Source organism: Wolbachia endosymbiont (group A) of Therophilus tumidulus (genome assembly GCF_964277345.1).
GTDB classification, from domain to species: domain Bacteria; phylum Pseudomonadota; class Alphaproteobacteria; order Rickettsiales; family Anaplasmataceae; genus Wolbachia; species Wolbachia pipientis.
In genome coordinates this window covers 371,277-390,034 of the sequence record NZ_OZ195515.1, presented here as the reverse complement: position 1 = coordinate 390,034, position 18,758 = coordinate 371,277, and the positions used below count along the sequence as shown (strand labels likewise).

General features: G+C 35.4%; 16 protein-coding genes and 2 pseudogenes. 14 read left to right on the top strand and 4 right to left on the bottom strand.

Annotated elements, in window-relative coordinates:
* Window positions 1–689: 689 nt before the first annotated feature.
* The 4 genes and pseudogenes from ACICQD_RS02090 (at window position 690) to ACICQD_RS02075 (ending at window position 3,981) form a co-directional block, all read left to right on the top strand.
* On the top strand, window positions 690–1,796 hold the full coding sequence (locus ACICQD_RS02090) for a D-alanyl-D-alanine carboxypeptidase family protein (RefSeq protein WP_010082605.1): 1,107 nt from the start codon (window positions 690–692) through the stop codon (window positions 1,794–1,796).
* 99 nt (window positions 1,797–1,895) lie between these two features.
* Window positions 1,896–2,210 (top strand): DMT family transporter, encoded by a 315-nt coding sequence (locus tag ACICQD_RS02085; RefSeq protein WP_010082606.1) that lies wholly within the window; start codon window positions 1,896–1,898, stop codon window positions 2,208–2,210.
* A 16-nt stretch (window positions 2,211–2,226) separates the two neighbouring features.
* On the top strand, window positions 2,227–2,571 hold the full coding sequence (locus ACICQD_RS02080) for a DMT family transporter (RefSeq protein ID WP_006279756.1): 345 nt from the start codon (window positions 2,227–2,229) through the stop codon (window positions 2,569–2,571).
* Between the two features lie 266 nt (window positions 2,572–2,837).
* Window positions 2,838–3,981 (top strand): annotated as a pseudogene (locus tag ACICQD_RS02075) (transposase).
* 141 nt (window positions 3,982–4,122) lie between these two features.
* Here the strand turns inward: ACICQD_RS02075 and putA are convergent.
* The 3 genes from putA to secB all read right to left on the bottom strand — a co-directional run bounded on the left by putA (window position 4,123) and on the right by secB (window position 10,501).
* On the bottom strand, window positions 4,123–7,263 hold the full coding sequence (putA, locus tag ACICQD_RS02070) for a bifunctional proline dehydrogenase/L-glutamate gamma-semialdehyde dehydrogenase PutA (protein ID WP_395461514.1): 3,141 nt from the start codon (window positions 7,261–7,263) through the stop codon (window positions 4,123–4,125).
* Between the two features lie 134 nt (window positions 7,264–7,397).
* The gene (gene acnA, locus ACICQD_RS02065) at window positions 7,398–9,983 is read right to left on the bottom strand and encodes an aconitate hydratase AcnA (RefSeq protein ID WP_209472702.1); all 2,586 of its coding nucleotides are present in this window, start codon (window positions 9,981–9,983) and stop codon (window positions 7,398–7,400) included.
* A 14-nt stretch (window positions 9,984–9,997) separates the two neighbouring features.
* The gene (secB, locus tag ACICQD_RS02060; RefSeq protein ID WP_264373879.1) at window positions 9,998–10,501 is read right to left on the bottom strand and encodes a protein-export chaperone SecB; all 504 of its coding nucleotides are present in this window, start codon (window positions 10,499–10,501) and stop codon (window positions 9,998–10,000) included.
* A gap of 164 nt (window positions 10,502–10,665) precedes the next feature.
* On the opposite strand from secB, the gene ACICQD_RS02055 reads away from it, so the two are divergent.
* The 4 genes from ACICQD_RS02055 to ACICQD_RS02040 are packed head-to-tail and all read left to right on the top strand — an operon-like array spanning window position 10,666 to window position 12,973.
* Window positions 10,666–11,316, top strand: a complete 651-nt coding sequence (locus tag ACICQD_RS02055; RefSeq protein WP_010962367.1) for a Tim44/TimA family putative adaptor protein — start codon at window positions 10,666–10,668, stop codon at window positions 11,314–11,316.
* A gap of 17 nt (window positions 11,317–11,333) precedes the next feature.
* Window positions 11,334–12,029, top strand: a complete 696-nt coding sequence (gene dnaQ, locus ACICQD_RS02050) for a DNA polymerase III subunit epsilon (RefSeq protein WP_010082574.1) — start codon at window positions 11,334–11,336, stop codon at window positions 12,027–12,029.
* A 44-nt stretch (window positions 12,030–12,073) separates the two neighbouring features.
* A complete protein-coding gene (locus ACICQD_RS02045) occupies window positions 12,074–12,682 on the top strand; it encodes an SCO family protein (RefSeq protein ID WP_010962368.1) in 609 nt (202 codons plus the stop codon).
* 30 nt (window positions 12,683–12,712) lie between these two features.
* Window positions 12,713–12,973 (top strand): hypothetical protein, encoded by a 261-nt coding sequence (locus ACICQD_RS02040; RefSeq protein WP_010962369.1) that lies wholly within the window; start codon window positions 12,713–12,715, stop codon window positions 12,971–12,973.
* Between the two features lie 366 nt (window positions 12,974–13,339).
* On the opposite strand, the gene ACICQD_RS02035 is transcribed toward ACICQD_RS02040, so the two are convergent.
* A protein-coding gene (locus ACICQD_RS02035) for an IS5 family transposase (RefSeq protein WP_395461446.1) occupies window positions 13,340–14,166 on the bottom strand; the annotation gives its coding sequence in 2 pieces (ribosomal slippage) (window positions 13,340–13,779 and window positions 13,779–14,166; 828 coding nt in all).
* A 228-nt stretch (window positions 14,167–14,394) separates the two neighbouring features.
* Between ACICQD_RS02035 and gyrB the strand changes: the two genes are divergently transcribed.
* From gyrB to ACICQD_RS02005, 6 genes and pseudogenes are all read left to right on the top strand, one after another.
* Entirely contained in the window at window positions 14,395–16,782 is a 2,388-nt protein-coding gene (gyrB, locus tag ACICQD_RS02030) for a DNA topoisomerase (ATP-hydrolyzing) subunit B (RefSeq protein ID WP_010962371.1), read from the top strand.
* A gap of 93 nt (window positions 16,783–16,875) precedes the next feature.
* The gene (locus tag ACICQD_RS02025; RefSeq protein ID WP_010962372.1) at window positions 16,876–17,133 is read left to right on the top strand and encodes a hypothetical protein; all 258 of its coding nucleotides are present in this window, start codon (window positions 16,876–16,878) and stop codon (window positions 17,131–17,133) included.
* A 337-nt stretch (window positions 17,134–17,470) separates the two neighbouring features.
* A complete protein-coding gene (locus ACICQD_RS02020) occupies window positions 17,471–17,734 on the top strand; it encodes a transposase (RefSeq protein WP_010082386.1) in 264 nt (87 codons plus the stop codon).
* A 51-nt stretch (window positions 17,735–17,785) separates the two neighbouring features.
* A pseudogene (locus ACICQD_RS02015) lies at window positions 17,786–18,040 on the top strand (IS3 family transposase); the annotation flags it as partial.
* Between the two features lie 76 nt (window positions 18,041–18,116).
* Complete coding sequence (locus ACICQD_RS02010) at window positions 18,117–18,392, top strand: DDE-type integrase/transposase/recombinase (RefSeq protein ID WP_213862870.1); 276 nt, start codon at window positions 18,117–18,119, stop codon at window positions 18,390–18,392.
* Window positions 18,382–18,546, top strand: coding sequence for an IS3 family transposase (locus ACICQD_RS02005; protein WP_080717620.1), 165 nt, complete (start codon window positions 18,382–18,384; stop codon window positions 18,544–18,546). Before ACICQD_RS02010 ends, ACICQD_RS02005 begins: the two co-directional genes overlap by 11 nt.
* Window positions 18,547–18,758 lie beyond the last annotated feature (212 nt).

The window sequence follows — 18,758 nt, the reverse complement described above, 5'->3', positions numbered from 1 at the left end:
ATACCTTAACATAGATCCCGCTAACACGTAGCGGGATGACGAGGTTATCGTCATGTCACCGCGAACCGTCATACCGCGATTCATTCGCGGTATCTCAGCCGCTAACAAGAGATCCCGCTAACACGTAGCGGGATGACGGTTGTCGTTTAGCTATAAATATTTAAGAAATTTACCAAACGAAAAAAAAGGCAAAAGAAGCCCCGTGGTTGGCTAATTACTTACATTATACTTTCAAGTATGGCGTTTTTTTATTCTAAACGCTTAATAACCGCGATTTAGCTGCTTTTTAATGCAACTAACCTTTAGTCATAAATGTTTAAGAAATTTACTAAACAGAAAAAAAGGCAAAAGAAACCCTAGGGTAGCTAGTTATTCACTATCCATTTTTTAAGTTGGCGTTTTTTTATGTTTTAAATGCTTTATAAGCGCATTTTAGCTTATATTAGGTAAAAACCTAGAAATTTTATAAAGACATAAGGTGCACATAGTGCAAAAAATTAAACATGAGACGCCAGATACGTGAGTTTTTTTGTCATTTAATCTGTACAGAGAAGATAAATAAATAGCTTCAGTTTCATGATAAGGGGGCTGGCGAGGTTTATCAAGGAATTTTTATGCAAGAGATCTATTGAAATGCCCCTGTAAAATTATACTATTAATTAGTACACTATAAATTTAAAATTATAGATATGTTAAGCAGATTGGTAATTTTGCTATTAGTTTTTATACTTCCTTTTTCTTCATACTCATACCAGTTTAGAACCAAAGCAAAGCAAGCAGTAGTCTTAGATTTAGCTTCAGACTCATTCATTTTTGACCATAATTCTGATGAAAAAATGGCCCCATCTTCAATGAGCAAGCTAATGACTTTATATATAGCCTTCGATTATCTAAAAGCTGGAATAATACACATGGAGGATAAATTTCGAGTAAGTAGAAAAGCGTGGGAAAGGAGAGGCTCTTCTATGTTTTTGAAAGAAGGTCAATCCGTTACGGTGAGGGAATTACTTGAAGGAATTACAATAGTCTCAGGCAATGATGCCTGCATAACACTAGCCGAGGGCATTGCAGGATCAGAAGAGAATTTTGTGGCTGAAATGAATGAAGTTGCACAAAATTTGAATCTGAATGACAGTCATTTTGTCAACTCAAGCGGGTGGCCAGATGAAGATCATTTTATGAACGCAAAAGACTTGGTAATGCTGGCAAAAAGGATTTTCACCGATTTTCCTGAATATTATGATTTATTTTCCGAACAATATTTGACATATAATGAAATTGTACAAAAGAATAAAAATCTTCTACTTTTTCACGATATTGGGGTTGATGGCTTAAAAACCGGTTATACAAATGCTGGTGGTTACGGCATTGTAGCATCTGCAAAACGAAATGATAGGAGAATTTTTGCTGTCGTAAATGGTTTAAACACTGAGAAAGAGCGAATAGAAGAAGCAAAAAGATTGATACAATACTCCTTAAATCATTTTAACACTAAGAAAATATTCGTTAAAGACAGCGTAGTTGAGGAAGTAAATGTTCTCTATGGAAAAGATAGAAAAGTGCCTATTACAGTTGCAAACGATGTTACCATAACTTACAACCGCAAATTGCATGACCAAATTAAGGTGCGTATTGAATATAAAGATATGATACCTGCACCCATTAAAAAAGGTCAAGAAGTGGGCAAAGTTTTTGTAGAAATACCAGGTATTGAGCAACAAACTACACCACTTTATGCAGCAAATGACGTGCAGGAATTGAATTTCGTAGAAAAGTTTTTTAGGATGTTGTTTTAAGTTTGATATTAAAGCAATTCCGAAAGAGAGATCTATTGCACTTTAGTGTAGTTTTAACTAACAATTTCTGTTACAATACAAGATTGAAATGTTACGAAAATGTGCTGGTTGTATTTGTTGCTGTCTAGTATCCTAGAGATACTGTGGGCTGTAACGCTAAAGTTTAGTAACAGTTTTACTAAAGTTGTGCCTTCGATTGCAACATTGGTAATTATGATCATTAGCATTTACTTTTTATCTCTTGCAGCATGCTTTCTACCTATTAGGGTATGCTATGCAGTTTCCTCTGGAATATGCACAATTGGAATAACTATAATTGGTGCAACCACTTTCACAGAGAATATTAATTTATCTCAAGTTTTATGTATCGTTTTAATTGTAATAGGAAGCATAGGGCTAAAGCTCTCTATTTAAACCTAAAAATTTATGCATGAATTGGATATATTTACTCTTATCGTCACTAATTGAAGTGTTCTGGGTCATAACACTTAAGCATAGTTATGGATTTACTCATCTCGTACCATCAATAATTAGCATACTCTCCATGGCTCTTAGTACATATTTACTTTCGCTCGCTACACGTTCTATACCTATCGGAGTATGCTATGCAATTTGGACTGGAGTGGGCGCTATAGGAGCTTCGATACTTGGAGTTTACCTATTTGATGAACCAGTTAATTTATTCGAAGTAATATGCTTTATTTTAGTTACATTCGGGATTATAGGATTAAAATTGTTTGATACTGCAAAACAAACTGTTGATAAAATGGAATAAAAGATCCCACTGGGATGAAAGAAGCAGATACTCCATATTGTCATGCAAATTGGAATCCAGACTTTTTTCTATATAGCATGGTGAAGACGGGAAACCGTAACCGTTCACACAATGGCGTCAACTTAAGGAAAAATGTCAGAGATTGTGTATAAAATTTCTCTCCAAATTTTTTATCATTAAATTATCCAAAGAGTGCAAGGGACAGCACTTTTGTTTCTGTTTTATTTCAACAAAGAAGTCTAAAATGTGTCCTTTTTAGGTGAAATATGCAAAAAGGAAAAAACCTTATTCTACAAATTAAAAATATAATATACTCGAAAACTTTTCAGAAAATCCATTGTGTTGAGTTTTACACGAACAAGAAAACTTCCTTTTTCGACAGTATTTTCTATGATTTTAAAGTTAGTTAAAAAAAGTTTGGGAATAGAATGTGAACTTATGGAGCCATTGACATGTACCCTCAAAGCAAGCTTTTTCTAAAGCAAGATATAAGATTTGCCATACAGGCTTTCAAGAATTTAAGCATCCAAACAGCCTATCAGGATGAACCTGAGTTGGAGAGGCTATAGACTTATTGCAGCAGATGGTTCTGGTATGAGATTACCCAGCTCTGGGGAAATTGTATCCGAGTTTGAACCAAATGGAACAACAGGCACCATTGGCAATTTGTTTGTTGATTTGTGTACTTCGCTGATTTGCAGTGCTCGTCTTGCAGCTTGGAATATAGGTGAACAAACGTTGGCGGCAGAGCAATTACCCGAAGTTATCACTCAAATGCGTTTATTAAATCAAGAGAAATTATTATTTATCTATGATCGTCTTCAGTAAAATTCATTCAGCAGCATTATAATTTGGAAGTAGATTTTATTTTTCGCTTGCAAAAAAGAAATTATAGTAAGCTATGGGAACGCTGGCGAATTAGATTTTGATTTTATATTAGAAAATGAAAAGCTAAAAAATAAAATGAAAGGACAGAAAGTAAGAGTTATAGTGCTGACATTAGCCAACTGAGAAACAGAGTTTTTGACCGAGACTTTGGAGCAAAGCTTATGTGTTAAGGTGGCACATAGAGGAGTGCTATAAACGACTCAAAGTAGGAGCAGAGTTAGAGAATTTTTCTGGAGAGGCTGTATTACAAGAATTTTGGGCAAACTTGGTCATGTGCAATATATTATCGCTTCATATATGTGATGCACAAGGGCCTTGGAACCCAGATCAAATTACTGAGTATCGTTTAAATTTTTCAGTTTTATTTAGTGTAATGAGACAGAAACTCTATCAGGTACTTATTGCGCCAAAAAACTTTCAAGCCCTTTTTAAGTATACGTGCTAAAGTTAAAATCCGACCGGGACAGCCGCAATAAAGTAGATAAGCCTAAACGCCATCATGTCTTTAGGAGAGTTTGCTAATGAAAATTCTTAAGTTGACGTCATTGGCTGAATGGATACGATTTATTTCAGTGCATGAGCTGGTCCTTTTCGGATTTTAGCGCTGTGTACATAACTGCACGAACGTCTAGTTTAGGGGTAAGAAAAATTAGGGCCTGCAAATTAATCCAAACACATAAGTGTAGTGTTACCACCAAATGCTGTAGTGTTAACACTTACAACTTTTTCTGTAGAAAAACGCTGTAAATAATGAGAACCACCAGCTTTTGGCCCAGTGCCAGATAGTCCTCTACCACCAAATGGTTGTATCCCAACTGCTGCACCTATCTGGTTACGGTTGATGTAGACATTTCCAACTGATATTTTTTTACTTATAGTATCAATTTGACTTTGTATACGACTCTGCAAAGAAAACGTGAGTCCATATCCAGTACTATTTATATCACTTATAACTTCATTTAATTGTGACTTGTTAAAACGTATGATATGTAAAATAGGACCAAATACTTCTTGCTTTAATTGCGAAATTTTTTGTATTTCATAAATATATGGAGGAAAGAAATAACCATTATGAGAATTTGTATCCATGGGTACTTTAAATAACAGATTTGAATCTTCGTCCTCTGACATTTTTTGCGTATGTTGAGTTAGCATATCGATAGATGCTTTGTCAATTATTGGACCAATATCAGTACTAAGTTGTATTGGGTCACCAATCTTGAGTTCTTGCGCTGCACCGCATATCATTTTTATCTGCTTCTCTGCTATGTCCTCTTGAATAAACAGCACTCTAAGTGCAGAACAGCGTTGACCACTGCTACGAAACGCAGAAAGCAAAGCATCCATAGCCACTTGCTCTAAAAGAGCAGAGCTATCAACTATCATAGCATTGAGCCCTCCTGTTTCAGCAATAAGTGGCACAATAGGACCATCCCTATTTGCAAGCATTTTATTGATTATTTGAGCAGTTTGTGTTGAGCCAGTAAAAGCTACTCCGGCAATTCTATTGTCTGGAACTAATATTTTGCCTAAATATCCACCATCCCCAGGAATGAGGTGTAACACATTCTTTGGTATCCCAGCTTCATGTAGTATCTTAACAGCTTCGTAGGCAATAATCGGCGTTTGCTCTGCCGGTTTTGCCAGCACTGCATTACCTGCTGCAAGTGCAGCTGAGACCTGCCCAATGAAGATAGCGAGCGGAAAATTCCACGGTGATATGCATAAGAAAACTCCTCTGCCTTCAAAAAAGATGAAGTTATCTTCACCTGTTGGGCCCGGCAATTTTTTCCAGTCGCTCAGTTCATTTTTTGCTATCATTGCATAATAACGCAGAAAGTCGATTGCCTCTCTTACTTCTGCTATTGCATCGGATAAAATTTTTCCTGCTTCCACAATCAGAATGTAAATTAACTCTTTCATCCTTTCCTCAAGCAAATCTGCAGCTTTTTCAAGGCATTTAGCGCGCTCTTCTGCTGAAACATTCTGCCACTTAGCAAAAGCACTATGTGCTATTTCAAGAGCGTTTAAAGCTTGATCGCTTGTTGCACTTGACACTTCTCCAATTACATTTTCCAAATGTGCAGGATTCACTACTTCGATAAATTCAGCATTATCAAATAGTGCTTTTCCATCAATTATTGGTCCAATTTGCCACTTTTTTTCACTAAAACCCTTTATATCATCTGCAAATTGTGAGACTATCACAGAATCACTAATATCCATCCCCAAGGAATTTTTTCTTTCTGGTCCCAAAATATCTTGTGGTAATGGAATGCCTGGATGAGGTTCATAATTAAAATTTATAGCTTTTTCCAGTGGATCTGAAATTAACTCATCGATTTTAACGTTAGGATCACTTATTTGATTAACAAACGAACTATTAGCTCCATTTTCAAGAAGGCGTCTTATAAGATAAGGCAACAAGTCACTATGTTCCCCAACGGGTGCGTAGACACGACAGCTAACATTTGTTGCAAGCTCTGACATTGCATAATCATATAAGTCTTTTGCCATTCCATGTAAGCGTTGAAATTCAAATCCAGGGTGGTTTTTATCAGCAAGTTCCATGATAGAAGCAAAAGTATAGACGTGATGAGTTCCAAAGCATGGGTAAAAGCTGTTTGGTTTACTCAAAAGTTTCTGTGCGCACACGAGGTAAGATACGTCAGTATAGCTTTTTCTTGTAAATACTGAGTAATCATTTAATCCCAATTCTTGCGTACGCTTGATTTCTGAATCCCAATATGCACCTTTTACAAGCCTCACCATAATTTTGTGCTTTGATCGGATAGCAACATCTTCAACAAAGTCAAGAACAGATAAAGCACGTTTTTGATATGCTTGTACAGCCAAGCCGAGCCCTTCCCACTCAGAAAGTGATTCATCAAGCCGTAATTGTTCAAACAAGATTAAGGAAATTTCAAGCCTTTCTGTTTCTTCTGCGTCTATGCATAGTGAAATGTTGTATTTTTTTGCCTCGCGGCAGAGCTCTAAAACCTTAGTGAATATCTCACCAGCAATTCGGCCAAATTGACTAAATTCATAACGTGGGTGTAAAGCAGAAAGTTTGATTGAAATTCCATGGGATTTAAAACAATCATTTATTTCAGTGGATTCACCTATAGCTTTTATTGAGTGCATGTATGAATTAAAATACTCTTCTGCATCCTCAGTTGTGTGAGCAGCTTCGCCAAGCATATCAAAAGAGTATAAAAACTTACTATTGTCATCTAGTTTTGCGTACCTTAAAGCTTCTTCTATGGTTTCTCCAACAACAAAATGATTACCAAGCATAGACATTGCTTGTTTTACTGCTTTGCGAATGATCGGTTCTCCTAAATTCTTAAGTAACTTAGAAATTGCGTAATAGAACTTCGAATCGCCTTCATTATCTCTCAATATACTGCTACCTATCATTAAACTCCACGTGGAAGCATTGACGAACAATGAAGAAGAATATCCTAAATATTTACTCCATTCTTGATTGGCAATTTTATCTTTGATTAGCTCGTCTATTGTATAATCATCTGGTATTCTAAGTAGCGATTCAGCAAGGCACATCAATGCTATTCCTTCATCATTGGAAAGCGAGTATTGCTGCATAAAGGAATCTACAATACTTAATTTATTATGTTTGATTTTTTCAATAACTTGTTTTGCAATATTATAAATTCTATTTTTTGAATCAGCCGAAAGCTCTGCTTTTTCTACAAGATAACGTATATAACTCTTTTCATCAGTACGATAAAATCCTTGTAAACGTTTTCTGAGTTCATTAGGTTCTTGTATAGAGCTTATCATATATAATTATCTCCAAAAAATACTCCGACACCATATGTATGGTGAAATTATATCATAACTTTGCGCAGAGCAAATTGCTATTTACAAAGGGATCAGGGCTGGCTAAAAGAAGTCCATGCAATAACTTCACTAAATCAAAAAGATTGTGCAAGTATGTAGCTCAACACTCCACCACACATCAAGTATTTAGTCTCAGTTGCGGTTTGTACACAGCATTTGAGTTGAATTGATTGCTTTGAATTATCCTTTCTTTTGATGATGCATTCTAGATTTCCACCTGGCACTATTTCACCTTTTATGCTTATTACCTCGCTACCATCAAATATCTTTCTGGTTATTCCATTTTGGAATATAAGTGGAAGAACACCCATGCCGACCAAGTTGGACCTATGTATACGCTCAAAGCTTTCTGCAATGACAACTTTAACCCCCAACAATAAAGTACCCTTTGCTGCCCAATCCCTACTTGAACCTGTGCCATACTCCTTTCCTGCCACAATGATGAGAGCTTCCTTGTAGCGCATTGCTGCATCAAAAATCGACATAGTTTCTTGAGAAGGAATATATTTTGTATAGCCGCCTTCGATGCTTACCATTTCATTTTTTATTCTAATGTTAGCAAAAGTCCCACGCATCATTACATTGTGGTTACCACGACGAGACCCATACGAATTAAAGTCCTGTGGCTCAATTCCAAGATTTTTTAAATATATACCTGCAGGACTACTTGAGGCAATATTTCCAGCAGGGGAAATGTGGTCAGTGGTTACGCTATCGCCAAACATTGCCAATATTTGTGCACCTTTTATATCGATTTTATTATTTTTAGGTGATAAATTATCAAAATAGGGCGGATTTTGTATGTAAGTGCTATTTGCATCCCAATTATAGATTTCACTTTTTTCACACTTTATCTTTCGCCAATGTTCATCACCAGAAAAAACATCCTTATACTTTTGTATAAACATCTCACGTGTTACCACATTTTTAACACAATCTTCGATTTCATTGTTTGTTGGCCATATATCCTTGAGATGGACGTCATTTCCATTCTTATCTTTGCATATTGAATCTTTTGTCAGATCAATTTGCACAGTACCAGCAAGTGCATATGCAACAACAAGTGGCGGAGATGCCAAGTAATTAGCTTTGACTAACGGATGAATTCTTCCTTCAAAGTTACGATTGCCAGATAAAACTGCAGCAACGGTTAAGTTTTTGTTTTTAATGCCATCTTCTATATCTTTATTAAGTGGACCAGAATTCCCAATGCAAGTTGTGCAACCATATCCAACTAGATTAAAACCCAAAGCATTTAGATCTACCTGCAATCCAGACTTTTCTAAATATTCTGTTACAACTTGTGACCCTGGAGCAAGAGAAGTTTTAACCCAAGGCTTTGATTTTAATCCAAGTTTAATTGCATTACGAGCTACAAGACCTGCAGCAATCATCACACTTGGATTAGAAGTATTAGTGCAGCTTGTTATTGCTGCAATAACTACACTTCCATCTTGGAGTTTATCGCTTTCCTTTGACTCATTAACTAAAAATGATTTAGAAAAAGACTCTGCCACTTGTGAAAGAAAAACCTTATCTTGTGGTCTTTTGGGACCAGCCATTACTGGCTCCACGCTTGATAAATTAAGCTCTAGTGTGTCAAAAAATGCTAACTCGTCACTACTACGCCACAGTCCTTGCTCTTTCGCATAAGCCTCAACTAGCTTAATCAGCTTTTCTGGCCTTCCGGTTAAGCTTAAATAATCTAGCGTTTTTTGATCAATTGGAAAAAATCCACAAGTTGCGCCATACTCCGGGGCCATGTTTGCTATAGTGGCTCTATCTGCCAAAGATAAATAATCTAAACCATCACCATAAAATTCTACAAACTTACCAACAACGCCTTTTGTTCTTAGGATATTGGTAACCATCAGCACTAAATCGGTCGCAGTTACTCCTTCCGACAATCTGCCAATTAATTTAAATCCAACTACTTCTGGAATCACCATACTAATTGGTTGACCAAGCATCACAGACTCAGCTTCTATGCCTCCAACACCCCAACCAAGAACTGATAATCCGTTAACCATTGTAGTATGGCTGTCAGTACCAACTAAAGTATCAGGATATATGACTCCATCATTATTACACACAACTTGCGCTAAATATTCAAGATTCACTTGGTGGCAAATCCCTGTGCCAGGCGGCACTACTCTAAAATTTGTGAAGGACGATTCTCCCCACTTTAAAAATTGATATCTCTCCAAATTTCTTTTTACTTCTAACTCAACATTCTTACTGAATGCGGAAACACTTCCATAACTATCTACTTGAACAGAATGGTCAATCACAAGATCAACCGGTACAGACGGATTTATATTGCTTGGGTTTCCTCCATTTTTCTTAACATAGTCCCGCATTGAAGCTAGATCAACAACAGCAGGAACCCCTGTAAAATCTTGCATCAACACCCTTGCTGGTTTATAGCTAATTTCGTGATTAGTGTGTTTATTAACGCAGTCTGCTAGTACTCTTATGTCATCTAGCTTTACGTTTACTCCATCTTCATTGCGCAATAAACTTTCAAGCAGAACCTTAAGTGAGCAAGGCAATTTAGTCACATCTATTCCTAAAAATTCACTAGCACTACTTAGGCTAAAATAGTTGTATGACTTCCCGTCAATGTTTAAAGTCGTTTTTGCATTTAAAGAATTGTTCATCCTATCACACTATATTAGTTAAAATTGGAATTACTACCTTTACTTTTTTGTTGTTGACCTTGCTGCTCATACATAGTTTCAAAATCTATAGGATCTAGCATCAGTGGGGGAAATCCACCACTACTTGTAACTCTTGCAATTATTTCTCTTGCAAAAGGGAAAAGAAAAGTAGGTCCGCCAATAAACAAAGCTTGTCTTACCTCTTCCTCACTCAACTCTTTTAAATTTTCTATTGAAAAAATGCCACAATATTTCGTCTCACAAATGAAAGCTACACCATCTTTTATGCCTTCATCTTTTACCGTTGCTTTGACTTCTATATGCAAAGTAATTTCATGAAAAGATTTTTCTTCATTCACTTCTTCTTTGTTTTTCGTCCCTTCTAATTTTGCTGAATTGATATTAACCATTACATTAATATCTGGAGCTTTACTAGAAGAAAGGAATGGCGAATTCGGATTCTCAAATGATAGATCTTTAACATATTGACCGTGAATTCTCATTTTTTGTTGTGGCATTTCTTACGTCTCCTTTAATTAAGTTGAGATATTTAATACTTTCTTATATAATATATTCATTTACAAACGAATAGCAAACCTGATTATAAGTTGATATGAAAAACATATTTTCATTAATAATTAATAATGTTCGGATACTTTATATGCCAAGGAGTTGAGTTACTATGATAGAGCTTGTAATATATGCTTTATTAGCGGCGTTCATTTTTTCACGTTTGTATAATTCTTTAGGAAGGTCAGCCAACCTCAACCTAAAAAAGCTAACTAATGTATTGGATGTAAGCCGAAGTAGAGAAGATGTAGTAGAAAACATTGAGGGTTACATTGATAGCAATGATGAAAATTCAATAAAAGTTACTTATAAACAAATATTAAAAAAAAACAAAGATTTTTCTATTTCCCACTTTATAGAAGGTTCAAGCATAGCTTTTGAATTAATAATAAAATGTTTCAATCAAGGAAATTTGTCTCAGTTAAAACCACTTCTCGATAAAGACTTATATGATAATTTTGCAGAGAAGATTAAACATCGTAAAGAGGTGCACGAGTCTATAATTGTTTCTATCGTTTCACAAAAGATTTTAGAAATAAAGCTAGTAAAAAACGCAGTGTTTATTGCAGTATATTTCCTTTCAGAGCAAATTAACTTCGTTAAGAACAATGAAGGAGATATAATATCAGGTAGTACATCCACTATTAATAAAGTTGAGGATGTATGGCAATTCAAAAAAAATGTTAATTCATCAGACCCAAGCTGGTTGCTTGTTTCTATTCACTATAAAAAGACAAGTAACGATAAGACAAATGATAAGTAAGATGAGTTTTATTTGAAATGGAAAGCAAGCTACGCGAAATAGTACTTGACACTGAAACGACAGGTCTTGACACTGAATCTGGTCATCGAATTATTGAAATAGGGTGTGTTGAATTAATTAACCGCATTCCAACAGGTAAAGTATTCCATCGGTACCTTAACCCAGAAAGAGATATACCTTATCACTCGTTTAAGATTCACGGTATTAGTGAAGAATTTTTAGAAGATAAACCATTATTTTCAGATGTTGCACTTGAATTTCTTGACTTTATATCTAATGATATTTTGGTAATTCACAACGCTGAATTCGATGTTAAGTTCCTTAACATGGAGTTAAGCAAGCTGAATGCTAGGTTAATTTCCTCAGACAGAGTGCTAGATACATTACCTCTTGCGAGGAAAAAATTCGCAGGATCACCTGCTTCTTTGAATGCATTATGTAAGCGTTTTGATATATCGCTAGAGAATAGAGAATTGCACGGAGCACTAGTTGATGCTCAATTGCTTGCAAAGGTATATGTTGAACTTACAGGAGGGTTACAAACCTTTCTGTTTGATAATGAATGCAATCAGGACAGTAACTCCACATTCGTTCAGCATAAAGTACGTAATCTAACTCCCAGAGAACATTTACCAAATAGTGAAGAAATTGATGAACATAAGAAACTGTTAGACAAAATTAACAATACACTTTGGAATAAATATATTGAATAGGTTAACCAATAAAGATACAATTCAATTTTACTGAGAGCATTCTAATGGTAAGGTTTATAAGATTATTATCTAATGTGCTAGCAGCATTAGCAGTTGTTTTTTTAGGTTATTGTTATTTCACTAAAAAAGGCATATTTGCCCCAGCAGCGATTCACAACGCAGAAGTTAAGATAGGCGGAGATTTTTCTTTAATTAATCAGGACGGACAGATCTTGCGCAGTAGTGATTTTAAAGATAAATACATGATGATTTTCTTTGGGTTTTCCTCATGCAAAAGAATTTGCCCTATGAACCTTGGAATAATTTCAGAAACACTTGCAAAGTTAGATGAGAAAACTAACAACAAGCTACAAACATTCTTCATCACAGTCGATCCTGAGCGCGATAGCACGGAAAGACTTAAAGAATTTCAGCAGCAATTTGACCACAGAATACAAATGTTAACTGGTGAAAGAGAAAAAATAGACGAAGTAATTGCAAAGTATAAAGTATATGCTAGCAAAGTTGGTGGAGAAGAAGAAATCAACCATTCTTCAATAATGTACCTTATTGGCCCTGGAGGAAAATATGTTACACACTTTGCAGCTGATTTAAATTCAGACGAAAGTCAATCTGATAAGATTTTGGCTGAGATAAGAAAATACGTAAACTGAATTATAGATTTTTCTGTTAATTAGTCGAGCATGCAACTGCATGAGCATTATGATTTGAGAGCAATCTCCATGGGAAGACACACACAACTGTACGAACGTTGTAGTTTGGGAGCAATTCCCACCAGTGGGGTGTCATCCCAGTGCCCAGACACTGGGATCCAGCTTCTATGCAACTTAATTAAAAACGTTTGTTTTAGCGTAAGACAACTACCTTTAGCTCATCAGCTCAGTTATAAGCAAAATTTCTGGATTCCAGTGGGCTTTGTTGCATCGCTACTTATGAAAGGCTAACTATAGTTAGGATTATAAGTAACCTATTGAAAATCTTGTTTTTTTGCAATCAATCTGATCAAATTTAAGAATAGTAATTTATTATTTACATTAATAAATTTAATTCTATTGAAAATAGCTAAAGCATTGAAATTCTTGAATTTTAGCCGGATTAGTGAGTGGTAGTGAAATTTCTTTTACTCAAATTTAGGTATTCACTGACCGTTCTTGTTATAAATACCAGAATAATAAGCTACTGATATTCTCCATCTTTTTTATCTTTAATCCATCATAGCTAGCGATGCAACAAAGCCATTCCAGTGTCAAGCACTGGAATGACATCATCTGTTGTGCAATTTACCTTCAAAAATAGACCTCTTTCGAAACTCATATAGACAGCTCAAAATTGTGAATTCCTGCTATTAAATTGAATCTCAAGCCAAAACGTTTTCTCCGATTGCGGTATCTGTCTGCAATAATTTTGAATCTTTTTAACAGACCAATTACATTCTCAACTACTACTCTTTTGCTTGCTAGCTCCCGATTTTCTACCTTTTTTTCCTTAATTAAGGGACTCTTTTTCATCCTTCTGTGTGGCAACTCGACATTTTTGTGAATTTTCTGAAAACCTCTATAGCCAGCATCGGCTAAAACTTTTATACCTTCTGATACATGCACTTTTGACTCCTTGAAAAGCCGAAAGTCATGCTTTCTCCCGTTTGAAAATGACGTACAAATAATTTTCTTGCTCTTCTTTTCTGCAATTATTTGTGTTTTTAGCGTATGTTTTTTCTTCTTTCCTGAATAAAATCTTTTCTGCTTTTTTTTGGTCTCTCTACAGGTGTTTCCGTTGCATCAATCACCAAAATCTCATATTTCACGTCGCTTTTTAGGAGTTCTTTTCGTCCTGGCAATGCGAAATCTTGGTGTTGTATTAGAGTATCCTCTACCCATTTTACAGTTTTATATGCCGTACTTTCACTTACTCCATAACTTTGACTTATGTGAAAATATGTACGGTATTCTCGTAAGTATTCTAATACCATGAGCAGCATATTCTCCTCGTTTAGCTTATTTTTCCTTCCTCCTTTGGCTTTCTTTTTTTTATTTTCTTCACATAAAATCCCTACCATTTTGTTAAATGTTGATCTCTTTACTCCTGTTAGTCGACGAAACTCCCCTTTATCGAGCTCTTTCACTATTTCATACTTCATTTCTCCTTACCTCAAAATTACTATTTTTACTGCTTTATCCTAGTTTCGAAAGAAGTCTAATGAATGTTCGTACAGTTATGGAAGACACATTGGAATGACACTATTTGCTGTCTTCAAAAATAAACATTCGTAAAGTTGTGCTTTTAATATGGGTTATCAGTTTAAAAATGTTGCTAATCAGCATATATGAATGTAATATTAATTAACATTCATAAACGAAGCAATACCATGGAAAATAGTTATAATGCCGATGCAATAAAAATCTTAAGGGGTCTTGATGCTGTAAGGAAACGTCCAGGTATGTACATTGGTGACACTGACGATGGATCTGGCTTGCACCACATGGTATATGAGGTTGTTGATAACGCAATAGATGAATCTTTAGCTGGATATTGTGATAAAATTGAAGTTAGCATAAATAAAGATGGTTCAGTATCAGTAACCGACAATGGTCGTGGCATTCCAACTGACATTCATGAAGAAGAAGGAATATCAGCAGCAGAGGTAATAATGACTCAACTCCATGCTGGTGGTAAATTTGACAGCAATACCTATAAAGTTTCTGGGGGATTACATGGTGTTGGAATCTCAGTTGTGAATGCATTATCAAGCTGGTTGGAATTAATTATTTGGCGCAATAAGAAAGAACACTTTATGCGTTTTGAAGATGGTGAGTCTATTGAACCTTTAAAGGTAGTCAACGAAAATACAAACAAAAGAGGAACTAAAGTCACGTTCATGCCATCAACAGAGACTTTTAATGGCATTAATTTCAGTTACTCAACGCTTGAAAGTCGTATAAGAGAATTAGCATTTTTAAATTCAAATATCGACATTACTTTACGTGATCTGCGCAATGAACCATATACAGAATCTCATTTCAATCAGAGCAATCAATCTAAAGACAATTTTGGTACAGCAAATTTTGTGCAGTATTTAGATAAGAATAAGACACATGTAACTAAAATTGCCAGTATGAAAGGAGATGCAGAAGATCTTGGCATCAGCTTGGAAATATCGATGGAATGGAATGATTCCTACTATGAGAATATGTTGTGTTTCACTAATAATATACGGCAACGAGATGGTGGTACGCATTTGGCAGGATTTAGATCTGCACTAACTAGATGTATCAATACCTATGCAACTAATGAAGGGTTTTTAAAGAAAGCAAAAGTAAATTTAACTGGAGAGGACGTTAGAGAAGGTTTAACTTGTGTTTTATCTCTTAAGATGCCTGATCCTAAGTTTTCTTCACAAACAAAAGATAAACTAGTTAGTTCTGAAGCACGTGCAGTTGTAGAAAGTATAGTTTCTGATAAATTGAGCACAATCCTTGAAACTGATCCCAAATTGGCAGCAAGCATAGTAGAAAGAGCAATCAGGTCAGCAAAAGGAAGAGAAGCTGCAAGAAAAGCGCGCGAGCTAGTTAAAAGCAAAAACAATATTGATATTGCAACTCTGCCAGGAAAGCTTGCTGATTGTCAGGAAAAAGCTCCTGAGTTATCGGAATTATTTATAGTAGAGGGTAATTCAGCAGGTGGTACTGCAAAGCAGGGGCGTAATCGTAAAACACAAGCAGTGCTTGCCTTAAGAGGAAAAATTCTAAACGTAGAACGTGTAAGTTTAGATCGTATTTTTTCATCTGCAGAAATAGGCTCTTTAATTACTGCAATTGGTGCTGGAATAGGGAGTGAACACTTCGATATTGAAAAAGCTAGATATCATAAAATTATCATCATGACAGATGCAGATGTTGATGGTTCACATATAAGAACTTTGATTCTAACTTTCTTTTTTAGACATATGCGTGAAGTTATTGAAAAAGGTTACTTATACATAGCACAGCCACCCCTCTATAAAGTTACAAAGAATGCCAAAGACACTTATATTAAAGATGACGAAACTTTTGAAGAGTATATAATAAACTCAGCAGTTAAAAGATTAACACTAAGTGGTACAGCTACAGAATTTAACAACTTGCGCCTTATTTTGAATAAATGCGTTAGCACTTCTAATATTAGCAAAAATTATGATAGAGAAATACCACAAAATCTCTTAGAGTCATTGCTAATTTTAAGTAAAAAGAATGCTCTATCATCGGCTGATGAGATATTAAAGTATTTGAAGTTAATGTACAGCGAATACACTTGGGAAGTGGAAATAAAAGATGAAGAAAAAGAAATTCATATCTCTAAATTGTTTCAAGGATTGGCAGACAAATATATATTTGCACTTAGTATGCTTGAAGGCAAAGATATGCAAAACATATTAAGTTTGCTTGATGGTATAAGTAATTTATTTAATGGTGATTCATTTTTAAAGTCACAAGAAACTGAAATAAGAATCACTTCTCCAAGTACGCTTGCAAAAATAATAATGGACTATGGTAAAAAAGGTTTAACTCTGCAGAGATTTAAAGGTCTTGGTGAAATGAATGCTGATCAGCTATGGGATACTACGTTAAATCCTGAGGCTAGAACTTTATTAAAGGTTGAAATAAAAGATTGTGAAGAAGCTGATTCCATATTTTCAATATTAATGGGTGATATAGTTGAACCACGCCGTGATTTTATTAATAGCAATGCACTTAATGTGCATGATGTTGATATTTGAACTTTTAGCAAAATGTACGAACGTTACGGGTTTAAGCAAAGACTGTGTCATTCAAGTAGCTGACACTGGTTCCTTTATAACGGTGTCATTCCAGTGCTTGACACTGGAATCCAGGTTGCTCACAAGCAAACTAGCATAGAAAGTGGTTACAACGTTTTCGATGAGATTGCAGAAAGGCTGGATTCCAGTGTCAAGCACTGGAATGAAAGCAGTCCTACGTCATGCCGCGATTCATTCGCGGTATCTCTAGATCCCGCTAACAAGCAGCGGGATGACGGTTGTCAGGGTGTCATCCCACTACCTTCTCCTGTCATCCCAGTGCCTCCCTCCCCTGTCATCCAAGTAGCTTGACACTTGTATCTTTATGATGTGAGGCATTAGAGCTAAAATACCTCACAGGGAGGGTGAAGCTGATGCAACGCTAATGCCATTAAGGCCGAATCCCAGATTTTGCTTCCCTCCCATAGAGTTATAGCTCTTCTCATAATAATCCCAATAAGGTAAGAATGGATTTATGGTAGAGGGGTTTGTATGCCAGCAGCGTATAGTTACGACTTAAGGAAAAAAGCAATGGAAGCATTGGATGAAGGAGAAAGTAGAGCAACTGTTGCCAAGTGACCTTACCCAGAAAAAGTGGAGAGAAAGAAAGGAGTTTTTTCGGGTAAAATAAAATTTTGGAGGATTAGAAATGGCAAGAGAATATACGGCAGAATTCAAATTGGAAGCTGTTAAACTGGCAAATGAACAAAGAAAGGCAGGTCAAACAATTACAAAAATAGCAAAGGATTTAGGAATAAAGGGTGGTTTATTAGGAAAATGGATAAAGAAACACAACGAAAAAAAGTCGGCAGCAGATGCATTTCCAGGTAGAGGTAACATGGCTCCTTACGACAAAGAGAGGTTTGATTTACAAAGAGAGTTAGCAAGAGTAACAAGGGAAAGAGACATTTAAAAAAAAGCCCTGGCCAGTCAAAAAGAGTAAAATATTTTTTTATAAAAGAGCATAGTAACTGCTATAAAGTACAGGAATTATGTAGGATTTTCTGCTAGTGGCTACTATAAGTGGACCACAAGAAAAATAAGCAGTAGAGAATCAGCAAATAAAGAGCTACTCGCAGCTATTCAAAAAATATATCAAGTTTCTAAATGTAGATATGGAGCTCCTAAAATTCATGCTGAATTGAAGGCTTTGGGTAAAAGTTGCAACTTAAAAACAGTGCAAAGTATTATGCAGAAAAATGGTATTCAGGCTATATTGAGAAGAAAATTTAAAATTAAGAAACAACAAACGGACAGTAGAGTCGTAGCTCCCAATATATTAGACCAAAACTTTATTGTCGATCAACCAAATAAAGTATGGGATTACTTATATAAAAACCAAAGAAGGATGGCTATATTTGGCAACAATAATCGATCTATATTCACGCATGGTAGTTGGCTGGTCAATGAGCAGTTCAATAAATAAACAATTGGTTATGGACTCTTTATTAATGGCCGTTAACAAGCGTAAACCTGCCAAAAATCTACTATTACATAGTGATCAAGGTTCACAATATACTTCGCAAGGTTATCAATATCTCTTATCCATAAAAAACATAGATGAGTTATAAAGGTTGTTGTTACGACAATTCTGTTGTGGAAAGCTTCTTCAGTTCTCTAAAAAGGGAGTTACCAATAGACACCTCTCGGCACTCTAAACAGCATATCAAAACTGCTATATTTGAATATATAGAAATTTTTTATAACAAACAACGTCACTATTAACTATTGCATTCCTGAGCATTTTGATTCATCATTCTCTTTGTGAAAAACATTCCAAACTTTCTCTCCACTTTTTCTGGGTAAGGTCAGTCAAACCTCCATTTTTTTTATATCAATTTATTACTTTTTTTTCGGTTTGACACACTTTTTTGAACATTCCCAACGAAAAAAGAAAAACAAGGTTTAATTTTCTTTTTTATTTGCGATTTATCTAT

Excerpts from the sequence above, each read along its gene's own strand:
- ACICQD_RS02090 (WP_010082605.1), top strand. The coding sequence starts at position 690 with ATGTTAAGCAGATTGGTAATTTTGCTATTAGTTTTTATACTTCCTTTT.
- ACICQD_RS02085 (WP_010082606.1), top strand. The coding sequence starts at position 1,896 with ATGTGCTGGTTGTATTTGTTGCTGTCTAGTATCCTAGAGATACTGTGG.
- ACICQD_RS02080 (WP_006279756.1), top strand. The coding sequence starts at position 2,227 with ATGAATTGGATATATTTACTCTTATCGTCACTAATTGAAGTGTTCTGG.
- putA (WP_395461514.1), bottom strand. The coding sequence starts at position 7,263 with ATGATAAGCTCTATACAAGAACCTAATGAACTCAGAAAACGTTTACAA.
- acnA (WP_209472702.1), bottom strand. The coding sequence starts at position 9,983 with ATGAACAATTCTTTAAATGCAAAAACGACTTTAAACATTGACGGGAAG.
- secB (WP_264373879.1), bottom strand. The coding sequence starts at position 10,501 with ATGCCACAACAAAAAATGAGAATTCACGGTCAATATGTTAAAGATCTA.
- ACICQD_RS02055 (WP_010962367.1), top strand. The coding sequence starts at position 10,666 with ATGATAGAGCTTGTAATATATGCTTTATTAGCGGCGTTCATTTTTTCA.
- dnaQ (WP_010082574.1), top strand. The coding sequence starts at position 11,334 with ATGGAAAGCAAGCTACGCGAAATAGTACTTGACACTGAAACGACAGGT.
- ACICQD_RS02045 (WP_010962368.1), top strand. The coding sequence starts at position 12,074 with ATGGTAAGGTTTATAAGATTATTATCTAATGTGCTAGCAGCATTAGCA.
- ACICQD_RS02040 (WP_010962369.1), top strand. The coding sequence starts at position 12,713 with ATGCAACTGCATGAGCATTATGATTTGAGAGCAATCTCCATGGGAAGA.
- gyrB (WP_010962371.1), top strand. The coding sequence starts at position 14,395 with ATGGAAAATAGTTATAATGCCGATGCAATAAAAATCTTAAGGGGTCTT.
- ACICQD_RS02020 (WP_010082386.1), top strand. The coding sequence starts at position 17,471 with ATGGCAAGAGAATATACGGCAGAATTCAAATTGGAAGCTGTTAAACTG.
- ACICQD_RS02005 (WP_080717620.1), top strand. The coding sequence starts at position 18,382 with ATGAGTTATAAAGGTTGTTGTTACGACAATTCTGTTGTGGAAAGCTTC.